Raw genomic sequence first — 17,413 nt, 5'->3', positions numbered from 1 at the left:
GAACTTCTTATCAGCTCACGTGCTTCATTCCGCCCCGGTCGGTTCGTCACAAGACGCCTCGTGGGGATAAGGATGTCGCAAGCCTCGTCGCGCAGCTCCTGGCTCGCCAACATGCCGATGCAGCGCAAGTTCGGCGCGGTCATCGTGCTGCTGGTGGCATTGTTCATCCTGCTCCTGGGAGCCAACAGCCTCGCCCTCCAGGCCTTCAACCACCTGCAGCAGCAGGCCAATCGCCTGGTGCATTTCATGGAGATCGGCAGCGGCGTCACCCGCGCCATCATCGAGCGCCAGGGCCGGCTCATCCAGAATACCTTCATCGCGCCGACAACCGTACGCGCGCGACTGACCGAAGCCGATGCGGAGGTGGCCGGCCTGATCAAGGAGCTGCGCGCCGCCACCGACGGCGACAGCGCCCTGCGCGCGGCGGTGGATGTGGTGGCCCGCCTCGATCAGCGCTGGTCGCAATCGGCCGCCACGCCGCTGGTGGCGGCAGCGGCGCGCGCGGAGCGGGGGGAGGCCACCCCCGGCGACCTCAACCAGGCCTTGCTGGCCTTCCTCACCGCCGAGCGCGCCGAAGGCGGCAGCCGTGCCATCATCTCCGCCATCGACCAGGTCAATGCCACTGCGGACGAGGCGCTGCAACGGGCGCGCACCAGCCTCGCGCACACCGAATCCCTGCTGCGGATGGTCGATCTCGCCGCCCTTGTCGCCACCCTGGTGGCCGGCATCGGCGCCCTGGTGCTTACCGCGCATTCCATCACCCGCCCGCTGCGGACCCTGGCGGAGCGGATGGAGCAGCTGGCGGACCACGACCACGACATCGTGGTGCCCTTCACCGACCGCCGCGACGAGGTGGGCACCATCGCCCGCGCCCTCGCGGTGTTCAAAACCATGGCGGTGCAGACCTATGACAACGACTGGGTGAAGACCGGCGTGGCCGCGGTCTCCGCCAAGGTGCAGCCGGCCGAGGATCTGGCGACCTTCGCCAACGACCTGCTGGCAGAGCTGGCGCCCCGGCTCAAGGCCGGCGTTGGCGTGTTCTACGCCTTCGATCCCGGCAGCGAGGCGCTCAGCCTCGCCGGCACCTACGCCTTCCAGGAGCGGCGTCACCTGTCGCTGCGCTATGCCCTCGGCGAGGGGCTGATCGGCCAGAGCGCCCGCGAGCGCAAGCCCATCACCCTCAGCCCGGTGCCGGCCGACTATGTGCGCATCCACTCGGGAACCGGCGAAGCGGTCCCGCACCTGGTGGTCGCGGTGCCGGTCATCAGCAAGGACCGCCTGCTCGGCGTGATGGAATTCGCCTGCCTTGAACCCCTGGAGGGTGCGCGCGCACGCCTGCTGGCCGATGTGGCGCCGATCGCGGCGCTCTCCCTCGACAATCTCGTGCGGGCCCTGCGCACCCGGGACCTGCTGGAGCAGACCCAGCGCCAGACCACCGAGCTCAGGGCTGCGGAAGAGGAGCTGCGCACCCAGCAGGAGGAGCTGCGCGCCACCAACGAGCAGCTGCAGAGCCAATCCCAGAAGCTCGCCGCCTCCGAGGAAGAGCTGCGGGTCCAGGCGGACGAGCTGCAGCGGTCCAATGCGGTGCTGCGCCACAATTCCGAAGAGCTCACCGCCCAGAAGGCCCAGCTGGAGGAGATGAACCGGGAGGCGGAGGCGCGCGCCGACGAGCTGGCGCGCGCCAACCAGTACAAGTCGCAATTCCTCGCCAACATGTCCCACGAGCTGCGCACACCGCTCAACAGCCTGCTGATCCTCGCCCACGATCTGGCCCAGAACCACACCGGCCACCTCGACGGCGAGGAGATCGAGGCCGCCAACATCATTCATTCCTCGGGCACCAACCTGCTGCGGCTCATCAACGACATCCTCGACCTGTCCAAGGTGGAGGCCGGCAAGATGGACGTGGTGCACGAGCCGGTGAGCATCCCCGCCATCGCCACCCGCATGGAGCGCAACTTCCGCCACGTGGCGCAGGAGAAGGGCGTCGACTTCACCGTCACCATCGCCCCCGACGCCCCGCCGCAGATCGTCACCGACGACGGCAAGCTGGAGCAGATCACCAACAACCTGTTGTCCAACGCCTTCAAGTTCACCGCTGAAGGCAGCGTCACCGTCACCTTCGCGCGCGGGCCGGGCGAGACCCTCGCGGTGCGCGTGCGCGACACCGGCATCGGCATTCCCGAGGACAAGAGGCAGACCATCTTCGAGGCGTTCGAGCAGGTGGACGCCTCCACCCGCCGCCAGTTCGGCGGCACCGGGCTGGGCCTTGCCATCACCCGCAAGCTCGCCCAGCTGCTGGGTGGCGACGTCACCGTGGACAGCAGCCTCGGGGCCGGCTCCACCTTCCAGCTGGTGCTGCCCATCGGCGATGGCGCGGAGACCGCCGCCCCCGTGGCCCGCCCGGAGCCCCCCAGCCTCGCCACCAGCCTCGCCACCGCCGCGCCCGCGCCACGGCCGGCCATCGTGGTCGAGGACGACCGCGCGCGGCTGCGGGCCGGGGTGACCACCATCCTGGTGGTGGAAGACGACCCGGCGTTCGCCCGGACCCTGGTGAGCCTGGTGCGGCGCAAGGGCTTCCAGGTGCTGGCCGCCGGCGATGGCGAAAGCGGCCTGGAACTGGCCCGCGCCCATCGTCCCACCGGCATCCTGCTCGATGTGATGCTGCCGGGCATGGATGGCTGGACGGTGATCGAGCGGCTGAAGAGCGACCCGGCCACTCGCCACATCCCGGTGCATTTCGTCTCGGCCCTCGATGAGGCCAAGCGCGGCCGCGATCTCGGCGCGGTGGGCTTCCTCACCAAGCCGGTCAGCGCCGACGAGCTCAGCGGCGCCCTCGCCCTCCTCGCCCATTTCTCGCCCGACCAGCCCCGCCGCGTGCTGGTGGTGGACGATGACGCCGGCGCCCGGCTGGCGGTGCGCAAGCTGATCACCGGCGAGCATGTGGAGGTGGTGGAGGCGGACAGCGGCGAGGCCGCCCTCGACGCCATCAACAGCTCCGATGTGGATTGCATGGTGCTCGACCTTGGCCTGCCGGGCATGTCCGGCTTCGAGCTGCTGGAGCACCTGGCGGCCAGCAACCGCCAGGTGCCGGTGGTGGTCTATTCCGGCCGCGATCTCACCCCGGAAGAAAGCATGAAGCTGCGCGCCTTCACCGATTCCATCGTCGTGAAGGGGGCCCGCTCGCCGGAACGGCTGCTGGACGAGGTGAGCCTGTTCCTGCACTCGGTCCGCCACGACTCCCCGGCCCTGCCGGCCGATCCCGATGGCGATCTGAAGGGTCGCCGGCTGCTGCTGGTGGATGATGACATGCGCAACATCTACGCCCTCGCCAAGGTGCTGCGCGGCAAGGGCATCGAGGTCACCCTGGCGCAGGACGGCGCCAAGGCGGTGGCCCAGCTGGAGTCGCATCCCGAGCTTGAAATCGTGCTCATGGACATCATGATGCCGGTGATGGACGGCTATGAAGCCACCGCGGAGATCCGCAAGCGGCCGCAGTTCGCCAAGCTGCCCATCATCGCCCTGACCGCCAAGGCGATGAAGGATGACCGGGAGAAATGCCTGGCGGCGGGCGCCAGCGACTATCTCGCCAAGCCCATCGACGTGCCCAAGCTCCTGTCCATGATCCGCGCCTGGCTGCCGCCCAAATGACCCACATCGACGACCCCGTGGCCCTGGAAACCCTCGAGATCGACCTGTTCGTCGAGGCGATGAAGCGCCGCTACGGCTATGACTTCAGTGGCTACAGCCGGGCCTCGCTGACGCGCCGGGTGCGCGCCCTGGTGACCCAGTTCGGCACCGGGACCGTCACCGCCCTCACCGATCGGCTGCTGCACGCGCCGGAGCAGCTGAAATCCGCCATCTCGGGCCTTTCCGTGCCGGTGTCGGAATTCTTCCGCGATCCGCCCGTGTTCCAGGCCCTGCGGCAGAGCGTGCTCCCGCTGCTCGCCTCCTACCCGCGCATCAACATCTGGCAGGCCGGATGCGCCCATGGGGAGGAGGTCTATTCGCTCGCCATCCTGCTCGCCGAGGCCGGGCTCTCTTCGCGCGCCCACATCTATGCGACGGACATTTCCACCCAGGCGCTGGCGCGGGCGCGCGAAGGCATCTTTCCCCTGCAGGACGCCCCCGATGCCGCCCGCCGCTACCTCGACAGTGGCGGGACCCGCAGCTTTTCCGATTATTATCACGCCCGTTACGACCTGCTGAAGCTGGACGAGCGGCTCATCGCCAATGTCACCTTCGCCGAACACAATCTGGTGACCGACACGGTGTTCTGCGAAGCGCACCTGATCTTGTGCCGCAACGTGCTCATCTATTTCGACAACGCCCTGCAGGACCGGGTGCTGGGCATGTTCGCCGACAGCTTGGTGCGGGGTGGCTTCCTGTGTCTCGGCACCCGCGAGAATCTGCAGTTCTCCCGGGCGCGGGAGCGATTCCAGTGCCTGGATGCGGACACGCAGATCTATCGCCTGCGCAGCGGAGGCTGAGGCATGGCGCCAACCGTGGTCATCGGCGCCTCGGCCGGCGGTCCGGCCGCCCTGCGGCGGCTGCTCGGCGGCCTCGAGCCGGCGCTGCCGGCGGCGGTGGTGATCGTCAACCACGTGGGGGCACGGGGCCCCGACCTGCTGGCGGACGTGCTGGCCCCCGCCTGCCCGCTGCCGGTCTCGACCGCCCGCGAGCGCCTGCCGGTGACGCCGGGCCAGGTGTTCGTGGCGCCGAGCGGCTACCACCTGCTCATCGCGCCCGATCATCACTTTACACTTTCGGTGGATGCCAAAGTGTGCTTCTCCCGACCGGCCATCGACGTGCTGTTTGAAAGCGCGGCGCGGGCGTACCAGAAAAGCCTCATTGGTGTCGTTCTCACCGGGGCGAGCAGCGACGGTGCGGCAGGACTGGCCTGCATCCGCGCGCTGGGAGGGATGGCGTTGGTGCAGGCTCCGGACGAGGCGCAGGTCGCCACCATGCCGCAGGCAGCCCTGGAGCGCGCGGGCGCCGACCTGTGCGCCCCGCTGGCGGCGCTCGCCACGCGGATCAACGAAACGTGCCGGACATGAGCGAGACCGTCCAGGGCGAGCCCCGCCCCAAGATCCTGGTGGTGGACGACGTTTCCGCCAATCTGGCGGGCATGCGCCGGCTGCTGGCCCCGGTCGACGCCGAGATCTATGAGGCCCGCTCCGGCAACGAGGCGCTGGCCCTGTGCCTCGACCACCGCTTCGCGCTGATCCTGCTGGACGTGCAGATGCCCGACATGGACGGTTTCGAGGTGGCCTCGCTGCTCAACAACGATCCCGCCACCTGCGACATCCCCATCGTCTTCGTGACCGCCGCCTATCTGGACGACGTCAACCGTCTCAAGGGCTACACCTTCGGCGCCGTCGACTACATCGCCAAGCCCATCAACGACGCGGTGCTGCTGTCGAAGGTCACGGTGTTCCTGGAGCTGCACATCTCCAAGATGCGGCTGCGAAGCGCCCTGGAGGAGCTGGAGAAGCGCAATCGGCAGCTGGAGGTGGAGATCGAGGAGCGGCGCCGGGTGGAAAAGCAGGTGCGCCACATGGCCACCCACGATGCCCTGACCGGCCTCGGCAACCGCATCCTGTTCGTGGAGCATCTCAGCCGAGCCTTTGCCCAGGCCCAGCAGAACAGCTCCGCCTTCGCCCTGCTCTATATCGACATCGACGGCTTCAAGCAGGTGAACGACCGCCACGGCCACGCCGCCGGCGACGAGCTTTTGTGCGCCATCGCCCAGCGTCTGCGCGCCAACCTGCGCCACGGTGATTTCGCGGTGCGCCTCTCCGGCGACGAGTTCGCCGTGATCATGCTGGACCTGCAGGACGAGACGGTGTCCCTGGACCAGGGACATCGCCTGTGCGAGGCGCTCAAGGAGCCCTATGGCCTGCGCCAGGCGCGGCCGGCCGTCTCGGTGTCCATCGGCGCCAGCATCGGCATCGCGCTCTGCCCGCGCCATTCCACCGACGACGGCGAATTGATGCGGCTCGCCGATGCCGCCATGTACGAGGTCAAGAAGAACGGCAAGGGCGGCGTCAGGATTACCGACGGCGCCCGCCCCAAGGCCCAAACGATCGACACCGACCTCCGGGTCGAAGCCTGAACGGCGCCGGCCCGTGACGCAGGTGCCCGCTTCGCCCCCGCCCGCGCCGCGCGAAGCTCCAGCGGTGACGGTGGACCTCATCGCGGTGCTGGTGGCGGTGCAGGCCGGCACGCCTTTGGTGATGACCCTCGACCGGGAGCGCGCCTTGCCGTCGGGTCCCTTCGCGCTCGGCCACCGCTCCCTGCAATCGGGCCTGCGGGCCTGGGTGGAGCAGCAGACGCACCATCCCCTCGGCTATGTGGAGCAGCTCTACACCTTCGCCGACAAGGATCGGGCCGGCGAGGGCGGAGCCCGCACCATCTCCATCAGCTATCTCGGCCTCACCCGGGCGCTGTCGGACGCGGAAAGCGGCTGGTGCAGCTGGTATGCCTATTTCCCCTGGGAGGACCACCGCGCCGGGCCGCCGCCGCTCATCGCCGCGCAGATCGCCCCGGCCCTCTCCGGCTGGGCGCAGAGCGCGCCAGACCCGGCCGAGCAGGCCGCCCGCCGCCAGCGGGTGGCCATTGCCTTCGGCCTGGACGGGCAGCCCTGGAACGAGGAGCTGGCCCTGCAGCGCTATGAGCTGCTCTATGAAGCCGCCCTGGTGCCCGAGCGCCGGCACGTCGATACGGCACCCGCCTTTGCCGGCCTTGCCGGCCTTGCCGACCTTGCCGACCTGGGCCGGCCCATGATCGGCGATCATCGCCGGATCCTTGCCACCGCCATCGCCCGGCTTCGCGCCAAGATCAAATACCGGCCGGTGGTGTTCGAGCTGCTGCCCCCCACCTTCACCCTGCTGCAACTGCAGCGCTGCGTGGAGGGCCTGGCCGGCCGCACCCTGCACAAACAGAATTTCCGCCGGCTGATGGAGCAGCAGGAGCTGGTGGAGGAAACCGGCGCCACCACCGCCGAAGGCATCGGCCGGCCCGCCAAGCTGTTCCGCTTCCGCGCCGCCGTCCTCGCCGAGCGGGCAGTGGCGGGCACCAAGCTGCCGCTGGCGCGCTCTTGACATGGCTTATACTCAAGATAAGCATATCCCATAAATATGCTCAGTATGAGCATAGGGAGATGCGCCATGACCCCGGTTTCCTCAGCCCCCGCCGCCGCGACCCCCGCCCTCAATGCCGCTCTGGCCCGCACCGCGGCGCTCTATGACCGGGTGAAGCGGGTGGTGCCGCCCGCCGATTGGGCCCTGTTCGTCGACGACGTGGAAGCCATCCTGGCGCTGAAGCGCAGCCGCAACGCCATCATCCTCGGCCACAACTACCAGACCCCGGAGATCTTCCACGGCGTGGCCGACATCGTCGGCGACAGCCTGGCCCTGGCGCGGGCAGCCGCCACGGCGGATGCCGATGTGATCGTGCTGGCCGGCGTGCACTTCATGGCCGAGACCGCCAAGCTGCTGAACCCGGACAAGACGGTGCTGATGCCGGACCTCGCCGCCGGCTGCTCGCTGGCCGAATCCATCACCCCCGCCGACGTGCGCGCCATGCGGGCAGCCTATCCCGGGGTGCCGATCATCGCCTATGTGAACACCTCGGCGGCGGTGAAGGCGGAAGTGGACATCTGCTGCACCTCCGGCAATGCGCGCCGGGTGGTGGAAGCGCTGGGGGCCCCGAGGGTCATCATGCTGCCCGACCAGTATCTCGCCGCCAACGTGGCCGCCGAGACCGGTGTCGAAATCATCTCCTGGCCCGGCGCCTGCGAGGTCCATGAACGCTTCACCGCCGACGACATCCGCGAGCTGCGCGAGGCGCACCCGGGGGTGAGCGTGCTGGTGCATCCCGAATGCCCGCCGGAGGTGGTGGCGCAGGCCGACTTCGCCGGCTCCACCGCCGCCCTGGCGGATTATGTCAGCCGTGAGCGGCCGGAGCAGGTGGTGCTGCTCACCGAATGCTCCATGAGCGACAATGTGGCGGTGCTCCATCCCGACATCGACTTCGTGCGCCCATGCAACCTGTGCCCGCACATGAAGCGCATCACCCTTGCCAACATCCGCCAGGCCCTGGAGCAGAACCGCCACGTGGTGGACATCGCGCCCGACGTGGCCGGCCGTGCCCGCGCCGCCGTCGACCGGATGCTGGCGCTGTGAGCGGCGCCCTGCCGGATCAGCCTCCGGTCGTCGTCGGCGCGGGGGTGGCGGGGCTTGCCACCGCCCTGTTCCTGGCGCCCCGTCCCTGCGTGCTGGTCACCCGCGCACCCCTCGAACAGGACGGCTCCAGCCCCCTGGCCCAGGGGGGCATGGCCGCCGCCCTGGCCGACGACGACAGCGTCGATCTCCACCTCGCCGACACCCTCAGCGCCGGCGCCGGCCTGTGCGATGCCGCCATGGCGCGGCGCATCCTCGCCGCGGTACCGGCGGCCATCGGCGCCCTGGAGCGCATCGGCGCCCGCCTCGACCGGGAGCAGGGGGGCCGGCTGGCGCTGGGGCTGGAGGCGGCCCACAGCCGCCGCCGTATCGTTCACGCCGACGGAGATGGCACCGGCCGCGAGCTGGTGCGGGCCCTGGCGGCGGCCGTGCGGGCCACGGCTTCGGTGACGGTGCTGGAAGGGCTGGAGGCCCGCCGCCTGCTGCGCGACGAGGCCGGCATTCGCGGCCTGCTCCTGGCCCGGGGCGACACGCCCGTCACCCTCCACACGCGCCAGGTGGTGCTCGCCACCGGCGGCCTCGGCGCCCTGTTCGCCGACACCACCAATCCGCTCAGTTCGTTCGGTCTCGGCCTGGCGCTGGCGGCCCGGGCCGGCGCGGTGCTGGCCGACCTCGAGTTCGTGCAGTTTCACCCCACCGCGCTGGTGGGCGCCGGCCGGCCGCTTGCCCTCATCAGCGAGGCGGTGCGGGGGGAGGGGGCCCGGCTGATGACCGCCGACGGCACCTTCTTCCTCGATGCGGTCCCCGGCGGCGAGCTCGCCCCCCGCGACGTGGTGGCGCGCGCGGTGGCCGGCCAGCTGGCCGAAGGCCGCGCGGTCTATCTCGACGCACGCGCGGCGCTGGGCCCACGCTTCGCCAGCCGCTTCCCGGCCGTCGCCGCCCTGTGCGCCGCCGCCGGTCGCGATCCGGCACGCCAGCTGCTGCCGGTGCGGCCGGCGGCCCACTATCACATGGGCGGCATCGCCGTGGACCTAGAGGGGCGCAGCTCCGTGCCAGGGCTCTGGGCCTGCGGGGAAGTGGCGGCCACCGGCCTGCACGGCGCCAACCGCCTTGCCAGCAACTCCCTGGTGGAAGCGGTGGTGTGCGCCCGCTGGGTGGCCGACAGCCTCGCCGGCGGTGCCGCGCGGAAGACGACAGGGCAGGGGGCCACGGGACAGGGGACTACGGGACAGGGGACCACGCGAGAGAGCTTGCCCCCGCAGGCGTTGCCGCCGGCGCCGGACCCGGCCGCAGTGCAGCCCATCACCAGCGCGCATCTCGGCGTGGTGCGGCGGGAGGACGGGCTGCGAGACGCCATCACCACGCTGGCACCTCTCGCCCATTCGGCCACACCCGCCGCCGAACCGGCCCTCGTGGCGTTGATGATGGCGGTGGCCGCGCACCAGCGCACGGAGAGCCGGGGCGCCCACTGGCGGGCCGACCACCCGGCGGAGGCGACCGCCAGCGGCCCCGGCACCCGCAGCCGGCTCACCTGGGCCGAGGTGCGCGCCCACCCGCTGGTGCGACGCGCCCTGTCCCCATCTCCAAGGCCGCTCCCCGCGCCGACATCGCCCGCGGTCCTGACCCCGTCCTGATCGCTCAGGCGCCGGCGAGCTCGTCGAGAGCCATGCGCAGAGTGATGGGGTCCACCTCGCCCAGTCGCGCTTCCACCGCGGCATTGGCCTGCTGCCAGTGGCGCGCCGCCTGCTCCAGCACCTCCTGGCCACGGGCGCTCAGCACAATGCGACGCACCCGGCGATCCTGCGCATCGGTGGCGACCGTCACCAACCGCTTGCGCTCCAGCGGCTTGAGATTGGAGGTGATGGTGGTGCGGTCCATGCCCATGGCCTCCGCCAAGCGGGTCACCGTGAACGGCTCCGGACGGCTCAGCATGGCGAGCAGGGAAAACTGCCAGTTGGTCAGGCCCAGCGGCCGGAAGGCCTCGTCGAAGCAGCGGCCCACCGCGCGGCTCGCCCGTTGGATGGCGAGGCACAGGCAGGTTTGGGCGACGACCCGCGCAAGGTCATCAGCGGCGGCGGATGAAGAGACGAGGGCCGACATCGCTCCTCCGGCACGCGCTCCGGGCGCGCGAGGGTTGGTATCAAAGTGACACGATACGCTAGGAGATTACAGCGCAGATGCGAAGCAAATCTGTTGCTGCAGCGCGACTTCGCAACGCAATGCGCGGCGTTTAGAATTTCTCTAAATCATTGATTTGACGCGCTTTGGTAGATTTCCGGATTGTCCTTGGCGGGCGAGGCGCGCTTCATGGCTGTCGAATGCGTCGCAACCGGGCGCGGGCCGGCGCTGCCCCGGCCGCCGCCCTGAGGAGAGTGATGGTGATGGTTCTACCGTCCGTCCGGCCCGGCCGCGACGGTTTCGGGTCTGCTCCCGTCAAGCCTGGCCGATCAGCTGTTGGCACGCCCTTTCGCACGCCGGCTTCTCGCGTTGTCCGGGCGCGGGCATGGGCGGCACTCGCCACCGGCGTCACCCTCGCCGGCATGCTGCTCACGACGGTTCCGGGCGACGCCCGCGCGGCCAATGCGGTGGATCTGTCGACCCGGGAAAAACTGGGCGAGGCGCTGTTCTTCGACACCAACCTGTCGAAAAACCGCACCCAGGCCTGCGCCTCCTGCCATTCCCCGGACCATGCCTTCACCGATCCGCGCGAGACCCCCGAGGCTGGCGCGGCGGTGTCGCTGGGCGATGACGGCACCTCCCTGGGCGACCGCAACGCGCCCACCGCGGCCTATGCCCGGTTCAGCCCGCCGTTCGGCAAATCCAAGACCACCGGCCGCTACCACGGCGGGCAGTTCCTGGACGGCCGCGCCAAGGACCTCGCCGAGCAGGCCGGCGGGCCACCGCTCAACCCGGTGGAAATGGGCATGCCCGATCAGGCCAGCGTGGTGGCGCGGCTGAAGGAGAACCCGGCCTATGTGGCGGCGTTCGAGGCGCTCTACGGCCCCAAGGTGCTCGACAAGGCCGCCAGCGGCTACGCCGCCATGACCGGCGCCATCGCCGCCTATGAGCGGACACCGGAATTCGCCCCCTTCGATTCGAAATACGACCGCTATCTGCGCGGCGAGGTGAAGCTGACCGACCAGGAAGAGCTTGGGCGGCTGCTGTTCTTCTCCCAGCAATTCACCAATTGCAGCCAGTGCCACCGGCTGAATGCCCAGGTGGGCGCGCCGGAGGAGACCTTCACCAATTACGAATTCCACAATATCGGCGTGCCGAAGAACATCGCCGCCCGCGCCGCCGCCGGGCTGAAGCCCGACAGCCGCGACCTCGGCCTGGCGCAAAATCCCCATGTGAAGGGCAAACAGAAGGCGGCACAGGCCGGTCTCTTCCGCACGCCCACCCTGCGCAACGTGGCCGTAACCGGCCCCTATATGCACAACGGCGTGTTCAAGGACCTGCGCACCGTCATTCTCTTCTACAACACCTACAACACCAAGAATCCGGCCCGCCACATCAACCCCGAGACCGGGGCCCCGTTCACGCCGCCGGAGGTGGCACAGAACATCTCCCTGAAGGAGTTGGAAAGCGGCCCCGCCCTCGACGACCGGCGGGTCGACGCCCTGGTGGCCTTTCTCAAGACACTGACCGACAAGCGCTATGAACCCCTGCTGAAATAGCGCGGCTGGCCCGCGTGCGGGGCAGGGGCCACCGCTTGCGATCCATATAGTTTGAATTAAAACGACTTGGATGCAAACGGATATGTCGGCCCGACGTCGGTTCGGGATTCACCTCGTGGGCCTGGCCCGGCGCTGGCGCCGGGCGCTGGATCAGCGGCTCGCCGTCATCGGCCTCAGCGACGCCACCTGGGCGCCCCTGGTGCATCTGGCGGAGCTGGGCGACGGCCGCTGCCAGAAGGAGCTTGCGGCGGCGGTGGGCATCGACGAATCCACCCTGGTGCGGCTGCTGGATCTGCTGGCCGAGCGGGGCCTGGTGGAACGCCAGCCGAGCCCACGGGACCGCCGGCTCAAGCTGGTGCAGCTCACCCCCGCCGGGCACACCGCGGTGCACGACATCCGCGCCAAGCTGGCGCGGATCGAGGATCAGCTGCTGGAGGACCTCTCCGATCCGGAGATCGCCCAGATGACCGCCGCGTTCGACCGCATCGACGCCCGCATCCAGGCCGCTCCGCCACCGGCCAGCAAGGGTTCCGAACGCTGATGCCCGCCCTCGCTCTTTTGACCCGGCTGGGCTTCGACACGCCGCGCCTCGCCTTCACCCTGCGCACGGCGGTGGCCGCCGCGGTGGCCCTGATCCTCGCCTCGGCGCTGCACATCGACAATCCGCAGTGGGCCGCCATGACCGTCTGGGCGGTGGCGCAGCCCACCCGCGGGCAGTTGCTCGAGAAGGGCGTGTTCCGCATCATCGGCACCTTCGCCGGCGCCCTGGTGGGCATCGTGCTGGTGCTCACCTGCGCCGACACGCCGGCGCTGATGGTGATCGGGCTCGCCGCCTGGATCGGCCTGTGCGCCGGGGCCGGCAACGTGTTCGGCGGCTTCACCGGCTATGGCACCATTCTCGCCGGCTATTCCGCCGCCATGGTCGCGCTCATCGATTTCCACCATCCGGACCACATCTACGCCCTGGCGCTCGACCGGGTGCTCACCATCTGCGTCGGCGTGGTGGTGTCGCTGGCGGTGGGCTGGCTGTTCACCCCGGCCAGCGAGGAAAGCGCGCTGTTCGGCCGGGTGCGGCGGCTCACCACCCGGGTGCTGCGCCATCTCGCCCAGGCCCTCGACAGCGCCGACCTGCCCCGGTTCCGCGCCGAGGAGCATGCCATCATCTCCGAGATGGCCGCCATCGACGAGGTGCTCGACGCCCATGGCGCCGGTTCCAGCCGCAGCCGCAATGCCGCCCATCGCAGCCGCACCCTGCTGGCGGCGCTGCTCAGCGCCCTGGTGTTCGCCCGCGGCCGCGCCGGCGGCGCCGCCCCCCACCGGCAGGAGGATCAGGCCCGGCTGCGCGACATCGTCGCCGCCCTCGACCTCGCGCGCCCGGACCTCGACGCCGTCAGCCGCAGCGCCCGGGCCCTCGCCACCGCCGACGACCCCGCCCTCGCCGCAACGGTGGAAACCGTGGTGTCGGCCTATGTCGCCCTCGACACGGAAGGGAGCCACACCGCCGATCCGGACGCCGAGGGCCCGCAGCTGCTGCGGCACCGCGATTTCATCGGCGCCCGCGCCGCCACCCTGCGCGCCGCCGGCGCGGTGCTGGTGGTGGGGGCCCTGTGGCTGGCCACCGGCTGGACCTATGGCCCCTTCATGCTCATGGGCGCGGCCATCATGACCTCGCTCTTCTCCACCTTCGACAACCCCGCCCTGACCATGCGGTTCGTGCTGGGCGGCTCGGTGGCGGGGGCCTTGGCGGCGCTGGCGGCGCGCTGGCTGGTGCTGCCCTATGCGGACAGCCTCGCCGGGGTCATCGCCCTCACGGTGCCGTTCCTGTTCATCGGCGCCTTCATCATGGCCCACCGCACCACCATGCTGGCGGGCATGGACTACAACATGGCGCTGCTGCTGCTTCTGCAGCCCGCCTTTCCGCTGCACGGCACCCCGGCCATCATGGTCCAGATGGTGCTCGCCATGCTGGCCGGACCGGTGGTGGCCCTGGTGGCCTACCGCGTGGCCTTTCCCGTGGACGCCCGCCGAAGGCGGACCATGCTGGTGCAGATGATGGTGCGCGAGCTGAGCGACATGGCGCGCGCACCCTATGGCCCGGACCACGCGCGCCGCTGGCGGGCCCGGCTCTATCATCGCCTGCTGCGGCTGGTGCGATGGACCGAGAAATCCGGCGATCGCGATTTCGCGGCCATCGACGGCGGCCTGGCGGCTCTCGCCGTGGGCACCGCCATCCGCGCCCTTCACACCTGCCGGGCCGCGCCGGATCGCTCCGACAGCCTCGATCGCAGCCTCGTCGCCGCGCTCACCGCCATGAGTGTGCTCACCACCCAGCCGCTGCGGGTGGCCAATGCCCTTGATCGCGCCGCCACCCGGCTCGCGCATCGCCCCAGCAACGTGCCGGGCGAGGCGGTGGATGCCCTGCGCCGGGCCGCCGCCGCGCTGCGGGCCCTGCCGGACTTCTTCACCACCGCCGCCACGCGGCCCCTGGTCGCGCCGCCGCGTCCGGCCCCCAGCGGCGCCTGAGGCGCTCACATCTGGGTGCGGGCGCGAATGGCGGCCGACAGCGTGCCTTCATCGAGATAATCGAGCTCACCGCCCACCGGCACGCCCTGCGCCAGCCGCGTGACCCGCACCGGCAGATCCCGCAGCAGATCGGTGATGTAATGGGCGGTGGTCTGTCCATCCACGGTGGCGCCGAGCGCCAGCACTACCTCGGCCACCGCGCCGTCGTGCACCCGCTCCACCAGCTTGGCGAGGTTGAGATCGTCGGGGCCGACCCCGTCGAGGGGAGAGAGCACGCCGCCCAGCACATGGTAGCGGGCGTTGAGCACCCCGGCGCGTTCCAGCGCCCACAGGTCGCCCACCTCGGCCACCACCACCAGCAGCCGCGGATCGCGGCTGACATCGGTGCAGACCGTGCAGGGATCGCACACATCCACGTTGCCGCAGATCTGGCACTCCACCACCTTGTCGTGGACATCGGTGAGCGCCCGCGCCAGCGGCGCCATCAGCGCTTCCCGGCGCTTGATCAGCTGCAGCACCGCCCGTCGCGCGGAGCGCGGTCCGAGCCCGGGCAACCGCGCCAGCAGCTGAATCAAACGTTCGATCTCCGGTCCGGCGACGGCGCGCGGCATGGTTCCACCGTTCTCAAGGTCTTGGGCCACGCCCGACCGGGCCGCCTCACGGACCACGCCGCCGCACCGCCCCTCGCGCCGAGCCGGACGCTTGCGTCTGTCTATAACGGCTGCGTCCGATGCCGCCAATCATCCTTCACCCACCGGCCCGACCGGATGCCGGCACCGGGATGAATGGCAAAGGCCGCCCCATGCAACAACAGTCGCTCGTTCCAGCACAGCAAATGCTGGTTCCACCTTGATGGCCCAGAACAGATGATCACGCACGGCAGTTATGCTTTTCCGACATGTCCGCCCCGTCTCCTGCACCGCGGCCCGATGATCCATCACCTTCGCGCGGAAGGTCTTTGGACGGGCGCGCGCGCAATGGTTCCGCGCACCACACGCCGTTTTTCCTTCCTGGCGCCCATTGCCGACAAAATGGAATCCTTTTACGCCCCCGGGCATTCTGAATAGCCGGGCGAGCAGCCGCCGCATTTCGGGCGGCGCGGCGCGCTCCGGGCCGATTTCACTCCCGCTCGCCATGCCAACAACTTCCTCCGCCCGGCCGCCATGGTCATGCCGAAGCAGAAATCGCCCGTTGACATCACACCTCACCCAGCGGGAAGCACAATTGCATCTCTTGGTTGTCAATTGACCTTGCCCGGCGCGCCATTGCGCGGTGTTGCAGGCTCCACGCCAATCGAATCATGGCCTTTTTTTCGCCATTTCGATGCTGCCACCGGCGCCCGGGACCAGCACCGAAATATCCATCAAAATGGCACCATCACTCGGTTTTCAAGTTTTTTGGAAGGCCTGATTGTAACCTGTTAGTTCTCTGCTATAAAATATTCGAGAAAGTTCAACTTTCCCAGTTATAGCCGATAAACAATGCTGCCGTGCGAACAGCCGTAGCGTGCAAGCAGAAAGGGATGCCCCCGTGAGCGACTCCACCTCCAATCCGCAGTCGCCGAACCACATCGACTTCACCGCGGACATCGTGGCCGCTTATGTCAGTAACAACAGCGTGGCCGCCGCGGACCTCCCCGCGCTCATCGAGGCGGTGCATCGCGCCCTCGGCCAGCTCGACGCGCCTGTCGCGGCTCCGGTGGAAGAGCAGAAGCCCGCCGTCCCGGTGAAGAAGTCTGTGACTCCGGAATACATCGTCTGCCTCGAGGACGGGAAGAAGTTCAAGTCGCTGAAGCGCCACCTGCGCACCAGCTACGGCATGACCCCCGACGCTTATCGCGAGAAGTGGGGCCTGCCGAAGGACTATCCCATGGTGGCCCCGGCCTATGCCGCCGCCCGCTCCGAGCTGGCGAAGAACATGGGCCTCGGCCAGAGCCGCAAGAAGGTTGCCGCTCCCCCGGCCAAGAAGCCCACCCGTCGCAAGGCCGCCCCGGCCAGCTGAGTGCCGCGGGCCCGGTTCAATGGGTCTGAAAGAATTCGGGGCGTCCCGCCGGCCATAGGCCGCGCGCGACGCCCCGATTGCGTTTTAGGCTGTGTTGATGGCGCGTTCAGCGCGCGACGCCGGCCGGCTCAGTCCAGGCCCAGCCGCCGGCACAGAGCATCGAGCTGATCGAAGCTCTTAAAGCGGATGCGCAGCTCACCGGCCTCGCCGCGATTCGACAGCGCCACCTGCAGCCCCAGCGCATCCCCCAGCCGCTTCTCCAGCGCCCGGCTGTCGGCCGAGGCCGCGTCGACCTCCGGCCGCGTGGCCGGCACCCGGCCGGAAGTGAGGGCGCTGCGCGTCTTCATCAGCGCTTCCACATCGCGCACGTTGAGGCCCTTTTCCACCACGTGCCGCGCCAGCTGCTCGGGATCATCGTGGCCGAGCATGGCCCGCGCATGGCCCGCCGTCAGCCGCCCATCGGCGAGGAAGACCTTCACCCCTTCCGGCAGCTTCAGCAGCCGCAGGGTGTTGGCGATATGGCTGCGACTCTTGCCAATCACCTTTGCCAGATCGTTTTGTGAATAAGCAAATTCCGCCATCAGGGCCTCGTAGCCCTGGGCCTCTTCCACGGGGTTGAGATCGGCCCGCTGGACATTCTCGATGATGGCGATTTCCAGTGCTTCACGATCGTTCAGTTCCAGCACCACCACCGGCACGTCGTGCAGAGCCGCCCGCTGCGCGGCCCGCCAGCGCCGCTCGCCGGCGACGATCTCGAACGTGTCCGGCGCGGGCAGGGGACGCACCACGATGGGCTGGATGATGCCCTTCTCGCGGATGGAAGCCGCCAGATCCTCCAGCCCGTCTTCGATGAAGGCGCGGCGCGGATTGCGCGGGCTCGGCCGGACGTGCTCGATGGGCAGCCGCCGCACTCCGGCCCGCGGCGGCACGCCTGCGGCGGCGGGGGTCTCCGGGTCGCTCATCTCGCCCATCAAAGCAGCAAGGCCCCGCCCGAGCCGGGAGCGCGGTTCATCCGCCATGAATCGTCTT

The 17,413-nt window shown here is 69.5% G+C and carries 15 protein-coding genes; 11 read left to right on the top strand and 4 right to left on the bottom strand.

Going from position 1 to position 17,413, the window contains the following annotated elements:
* Positions 1 to 72 precede the first annotated feature (72 nt).
* The 7 genes from MEU52_RS14750 to MEU52_RS14720 all read left to right on the top strand — a co-directional run bounded on the left by MEU52_RS14750 (position 73) and on the right by MEU52_RS14720 (position 9,817).
* Complete coding sequence (locus tag MEU52_RS14750; RefSeq protein WP_238122386.1) at positions 73 to 3,651, top strand: response regulator; 3,579 nt, start codon at positions 73 to 75, stop codon at positions 3,649 to 3,651.
* Positions 3,648 to 4,490, top strand: a complete 843-nt coding sequence (locus MEU52_RS14745) for a CheR family methyltransferase (protein WP_238122387.1) — start codon at positions 3,648 to 3,650, stop codon at positions 4,488 to 4,490. The genes MEU52_RS14750 and MEU52_RS14745 overlap by 4 nt, the downstream gene beginning before the upstream one ends.
* Positions 4,491 to 4,493: 3 nt before the next feature.
* Entirely contained in the window at positions 4,494 to 5,057 is a 564-nt protein-coding gene (locus MEU52_RS14740; RefSeq protein WP_238122388.1) for a chemotaxis protein CheB, read from the top strand.
* Positions 5,054 to 6,115: a diguanylate cyclase domain-containing protein gene (locus tag MEU52_RS14735; RefSeq protein WP_238122389.1), complete on the top strand. Its 1,062-nt coding sequence runs from the start codon at positions 5,054 to 5,056 to the stop codon at positions 6,113 to 6,115. Before MEU52_RS14740 ends, MEU52_RS14735 begins: the two co-directional genes overlap by 4 nt.
* 13 nt (positions 6,116 to 6,128) lie before the next feature.
* Complete coding sequence (locus tag MEU52_RS14730; RefSeq protein WP_238122390.1) at positions 6,129 to 7,103, top strand: NUDIX hydrolase; 975 nt, start codon at positions 6,129 to 6,131, stop codon at positions 7,101 to 7,103.
* A gap of 66 nt (positions 7,104 to 7,169) precedes the next feature.
* The gene (nadA, locus tag MEU52_RS14725; RefSeq protein WP_238122391.1) at positions 7,170 to 8,186 is read left to right on the top strand and encodes a quinolinate synthase NadA; all 1,017 of its coding nucleotides are present in this window, start codon (positions 7,170 to 7,172) and stop codon (positions 8,184 to 8,186) included.
* Entirely contained in the window at positions 8,183 to 9,817 is a 1,635-nt protein-coding gene (locus tag MEU52_RS14720) for an L-aspartate oxidase (protein WP_238122392.1), read from the top strand. Before nadA ends, MEU52_RS14720 begins: the two co-directional genes overlap by 4 nt.
* Positions 9,818 to 9,821: 4 nt before the next feature.
* Here the strand turns inward: MEU52_RS14720 and MEU52_RS14715 are convergent, their stop codons facing one another.
* A complete protein-coding gene (locus MEU52_RS14715; RefSeq protein WP_238122393.1) occupies positions 9,822 to 10,283 on the bottom strand; it encodes a MarR family winged helix-turn-helix transcriptional regulator in 462 nt (153 codons plus the stop codon).
* A gap of 440 nt (positions 10,284 to 10,723) precedes the next feature.
* Between MEU52_RS14715 and MEU52_RS14710 the strand changes: the two genes are divergently transcribed.
* From MEU52_RS14710 to MEU52_RS14700, 3 genes are all read left to right on the top strand, one after another.
* Complete coding sequence (locus tag MEU52_RS14710; protein ID WP_238122467.1) at positions 10,724 to 11,860, top strand: cytochrome-c peroxidase; 1,137 nt, start codon at positions 10,724 to 10,726, stop codon at positions 11,858 to 11,860.
* A gap of 82 nt (positions 11,861 to 11,942) precedes the next feature.
* Complete coding sequence (locus tag MEU52_RS14705) at positions 11,943 to 12,401, top strand: MarR family winged helix-turn-helix transcriptional regulator (RefSeq protein WP_238122394.1); 459 nt, start codon at positions 11,943 to 11,945, stop codon at positions 12,399 to 12,401.
* Positions 12,401 to 14,383, top strand: coding sequence for an FUSC family protein (locus tag MEU52_RS14700; protein WP_238122395.1), 1,983 nt, complete (start codon positions 12,401 to 12,403; stop codon positions 14,381 to 14,383). The genes MEU52_RS14705 and MEU52_RS14700 overlap by 1 nt, the downstream gene beginning before the upstream one ends.
* 5 nt (positions 14,384 to 14,388) lie before the next feature.
* Here MEU52_RS14700 and recR read toward each other — a convergent pair whose 3' ends face one another.
* Positions 14,389 to 14,994, bottom strand: a complete 606-nt coding sequence (gene recR / locus MEU52_RS14695) for a recombination mediator RecR (protein ID WP_238122396.1) — start codon at positions 14,992 to 14,994, stop codon at positions 14,389 to 14,391.
* Positions 14,995 to 15,123: 129 nt separating this feature from the next.
* On the bottom strand, positions 15,124 to 15,519 hold the full coding sequence (locus MEU52_RS14690) for a hypothetical protein (protein WP_238122397.1): 396 nt from the start codon (positions 15,517 to 15,519) through the stop codon (positions 15,124 to 15,126).
* Positions 15,520 to 15,913: 394 nt separating this feature from the next.
* Between MEU52_RS14690 and MEU52_RS14685 the strand changes: the two genes are divergently transcribed.
* A complete protein-coding gene (locus MEU52_RS14685; protein ID WP_238122398.1) occupies positions 15,914 to 16,384 on the top strand; it encodes a MucR family transcriptional regulator in 471 nt (156 codons plus the stop codon).
* Positions 16,385 to 16,512: 128 nt separating this feature from the next.
* Here the strand turns inward: MEU52_RS14685 and MEU52_RS14680 are convergent, their stop codons facing one another.
* Complete coding sequence (locus tag MEU52_RS14680; protein ID WP_238122399.1) at positions 16,513 to 17,403, bottom strand: ParB/RepB/Spo0J family partition protein; 891 nt, start codon at positions 17,401 to 17,403, stop codon at positions 16,513 to 16,515.
* Positions 17,404 to 17,413: the final 10 nt, after the last annotated feature.

Source organism: Xanthobacter sp. NM-25, from assembly GCF_022138605.1.
GTDB lineage: Bacteria > Pseudomonadota > Alphaproteobacteria > Rhizobiales > Xanthobacteraceae > Xanthobacter.
This window is presented reverse-complemented; position numbering and strand designations above follow the sequence as displayed.

Excerpts from the sequence above, each read along its gene's own strand:
- MEU52_RS14745 (WP_238122387.1), top strand. The coding sequence starts at position 3,648 with ATGACCCACATCGACGACCCCGTGGCCCTGGAAACCCTCGAGATCGAC.
- MEU52_RS14680 (WP_238122399.1), bottom strand. The coding sequence starts at position 17,403 with ATGGCGGATGAACCGCGCTCCCGGCTCGGGCGGGGCCTTGCTGCTTTG.
- MEU52_RS14700 (WP_238122395.1), top strand. The coding sequence starts at position 12,401 with ATGCCCGCCCTCGCTCTTTTGACCCGGCTGGGCTTCGACACGCCGCGC.
- MEU52_RS14740 (WP_238122388.1), top strand. The coding sequence starts at position 4,494 with ATGGCGCCAACCGTGGTCATCGGCGCCTCGGCCGGCGGTCCGGCCGCC.
- MEU52_RS14750 (WP_238122386.1), top strand. The coding sequence starts at position 73 with ATGTCGCAAGCCTCGTCGCGCAGCTCCTGGCTCGCCAACATGCCGATG.
- MEU52_RS14715 (WP_238122393.1), bottom strand. The coding sequence starts at position 10,283 with ATGTCGGCCCTCGTCTCTTCATCCGCCGCCGCTGATGACCTTGCGCGG.
- MEU52_RS14710 (WP_238122467.1), top strand. The coding sequence starts at position 10,724 with ATGCTGCTCACGACGGTTCCGGGCGACGCCCGCGCGGCCAATGCGGTG.
- MEU52_RS14690 (WP_238122397.1), bottom strand. The coding sequence starts at position 15,519 with ATGGCGAGCGGGAGTGAAATCGGCCCGGAGCGCGCCGCGCCGCCCGAA.
- nadA (WP_238122391.1), top strand. The coding sequence starts at position 7,170 with ATGACCCCGGTTTCCTCAGCCCCCGCCGCCGCGACCCCCGCCCTCAAT.
- recR (WP_238122396.1), bottom strand. The coding sequence starts at position 14,994 with ATGCCGCGCGCCGTCGCCGGACCGGAGATCGAACGTTTGATTCAGCTG.
- MEU52_RS14705 (WP_238122394.1), top strand. The coding sequence starts at position 11,943 with ATGTCGGCCCGACGTCGGTTCGGGATTCACCTCGTGGGCCTGGCCCGG.
- MEU52_RS14735 (WP_238122389.1), top strand. The coding sequence starts at position 5,054 with ATGAGCGAGACCGTCCAGGGCGAGCCCCGCCCCAAGATCCTGGTGGTG.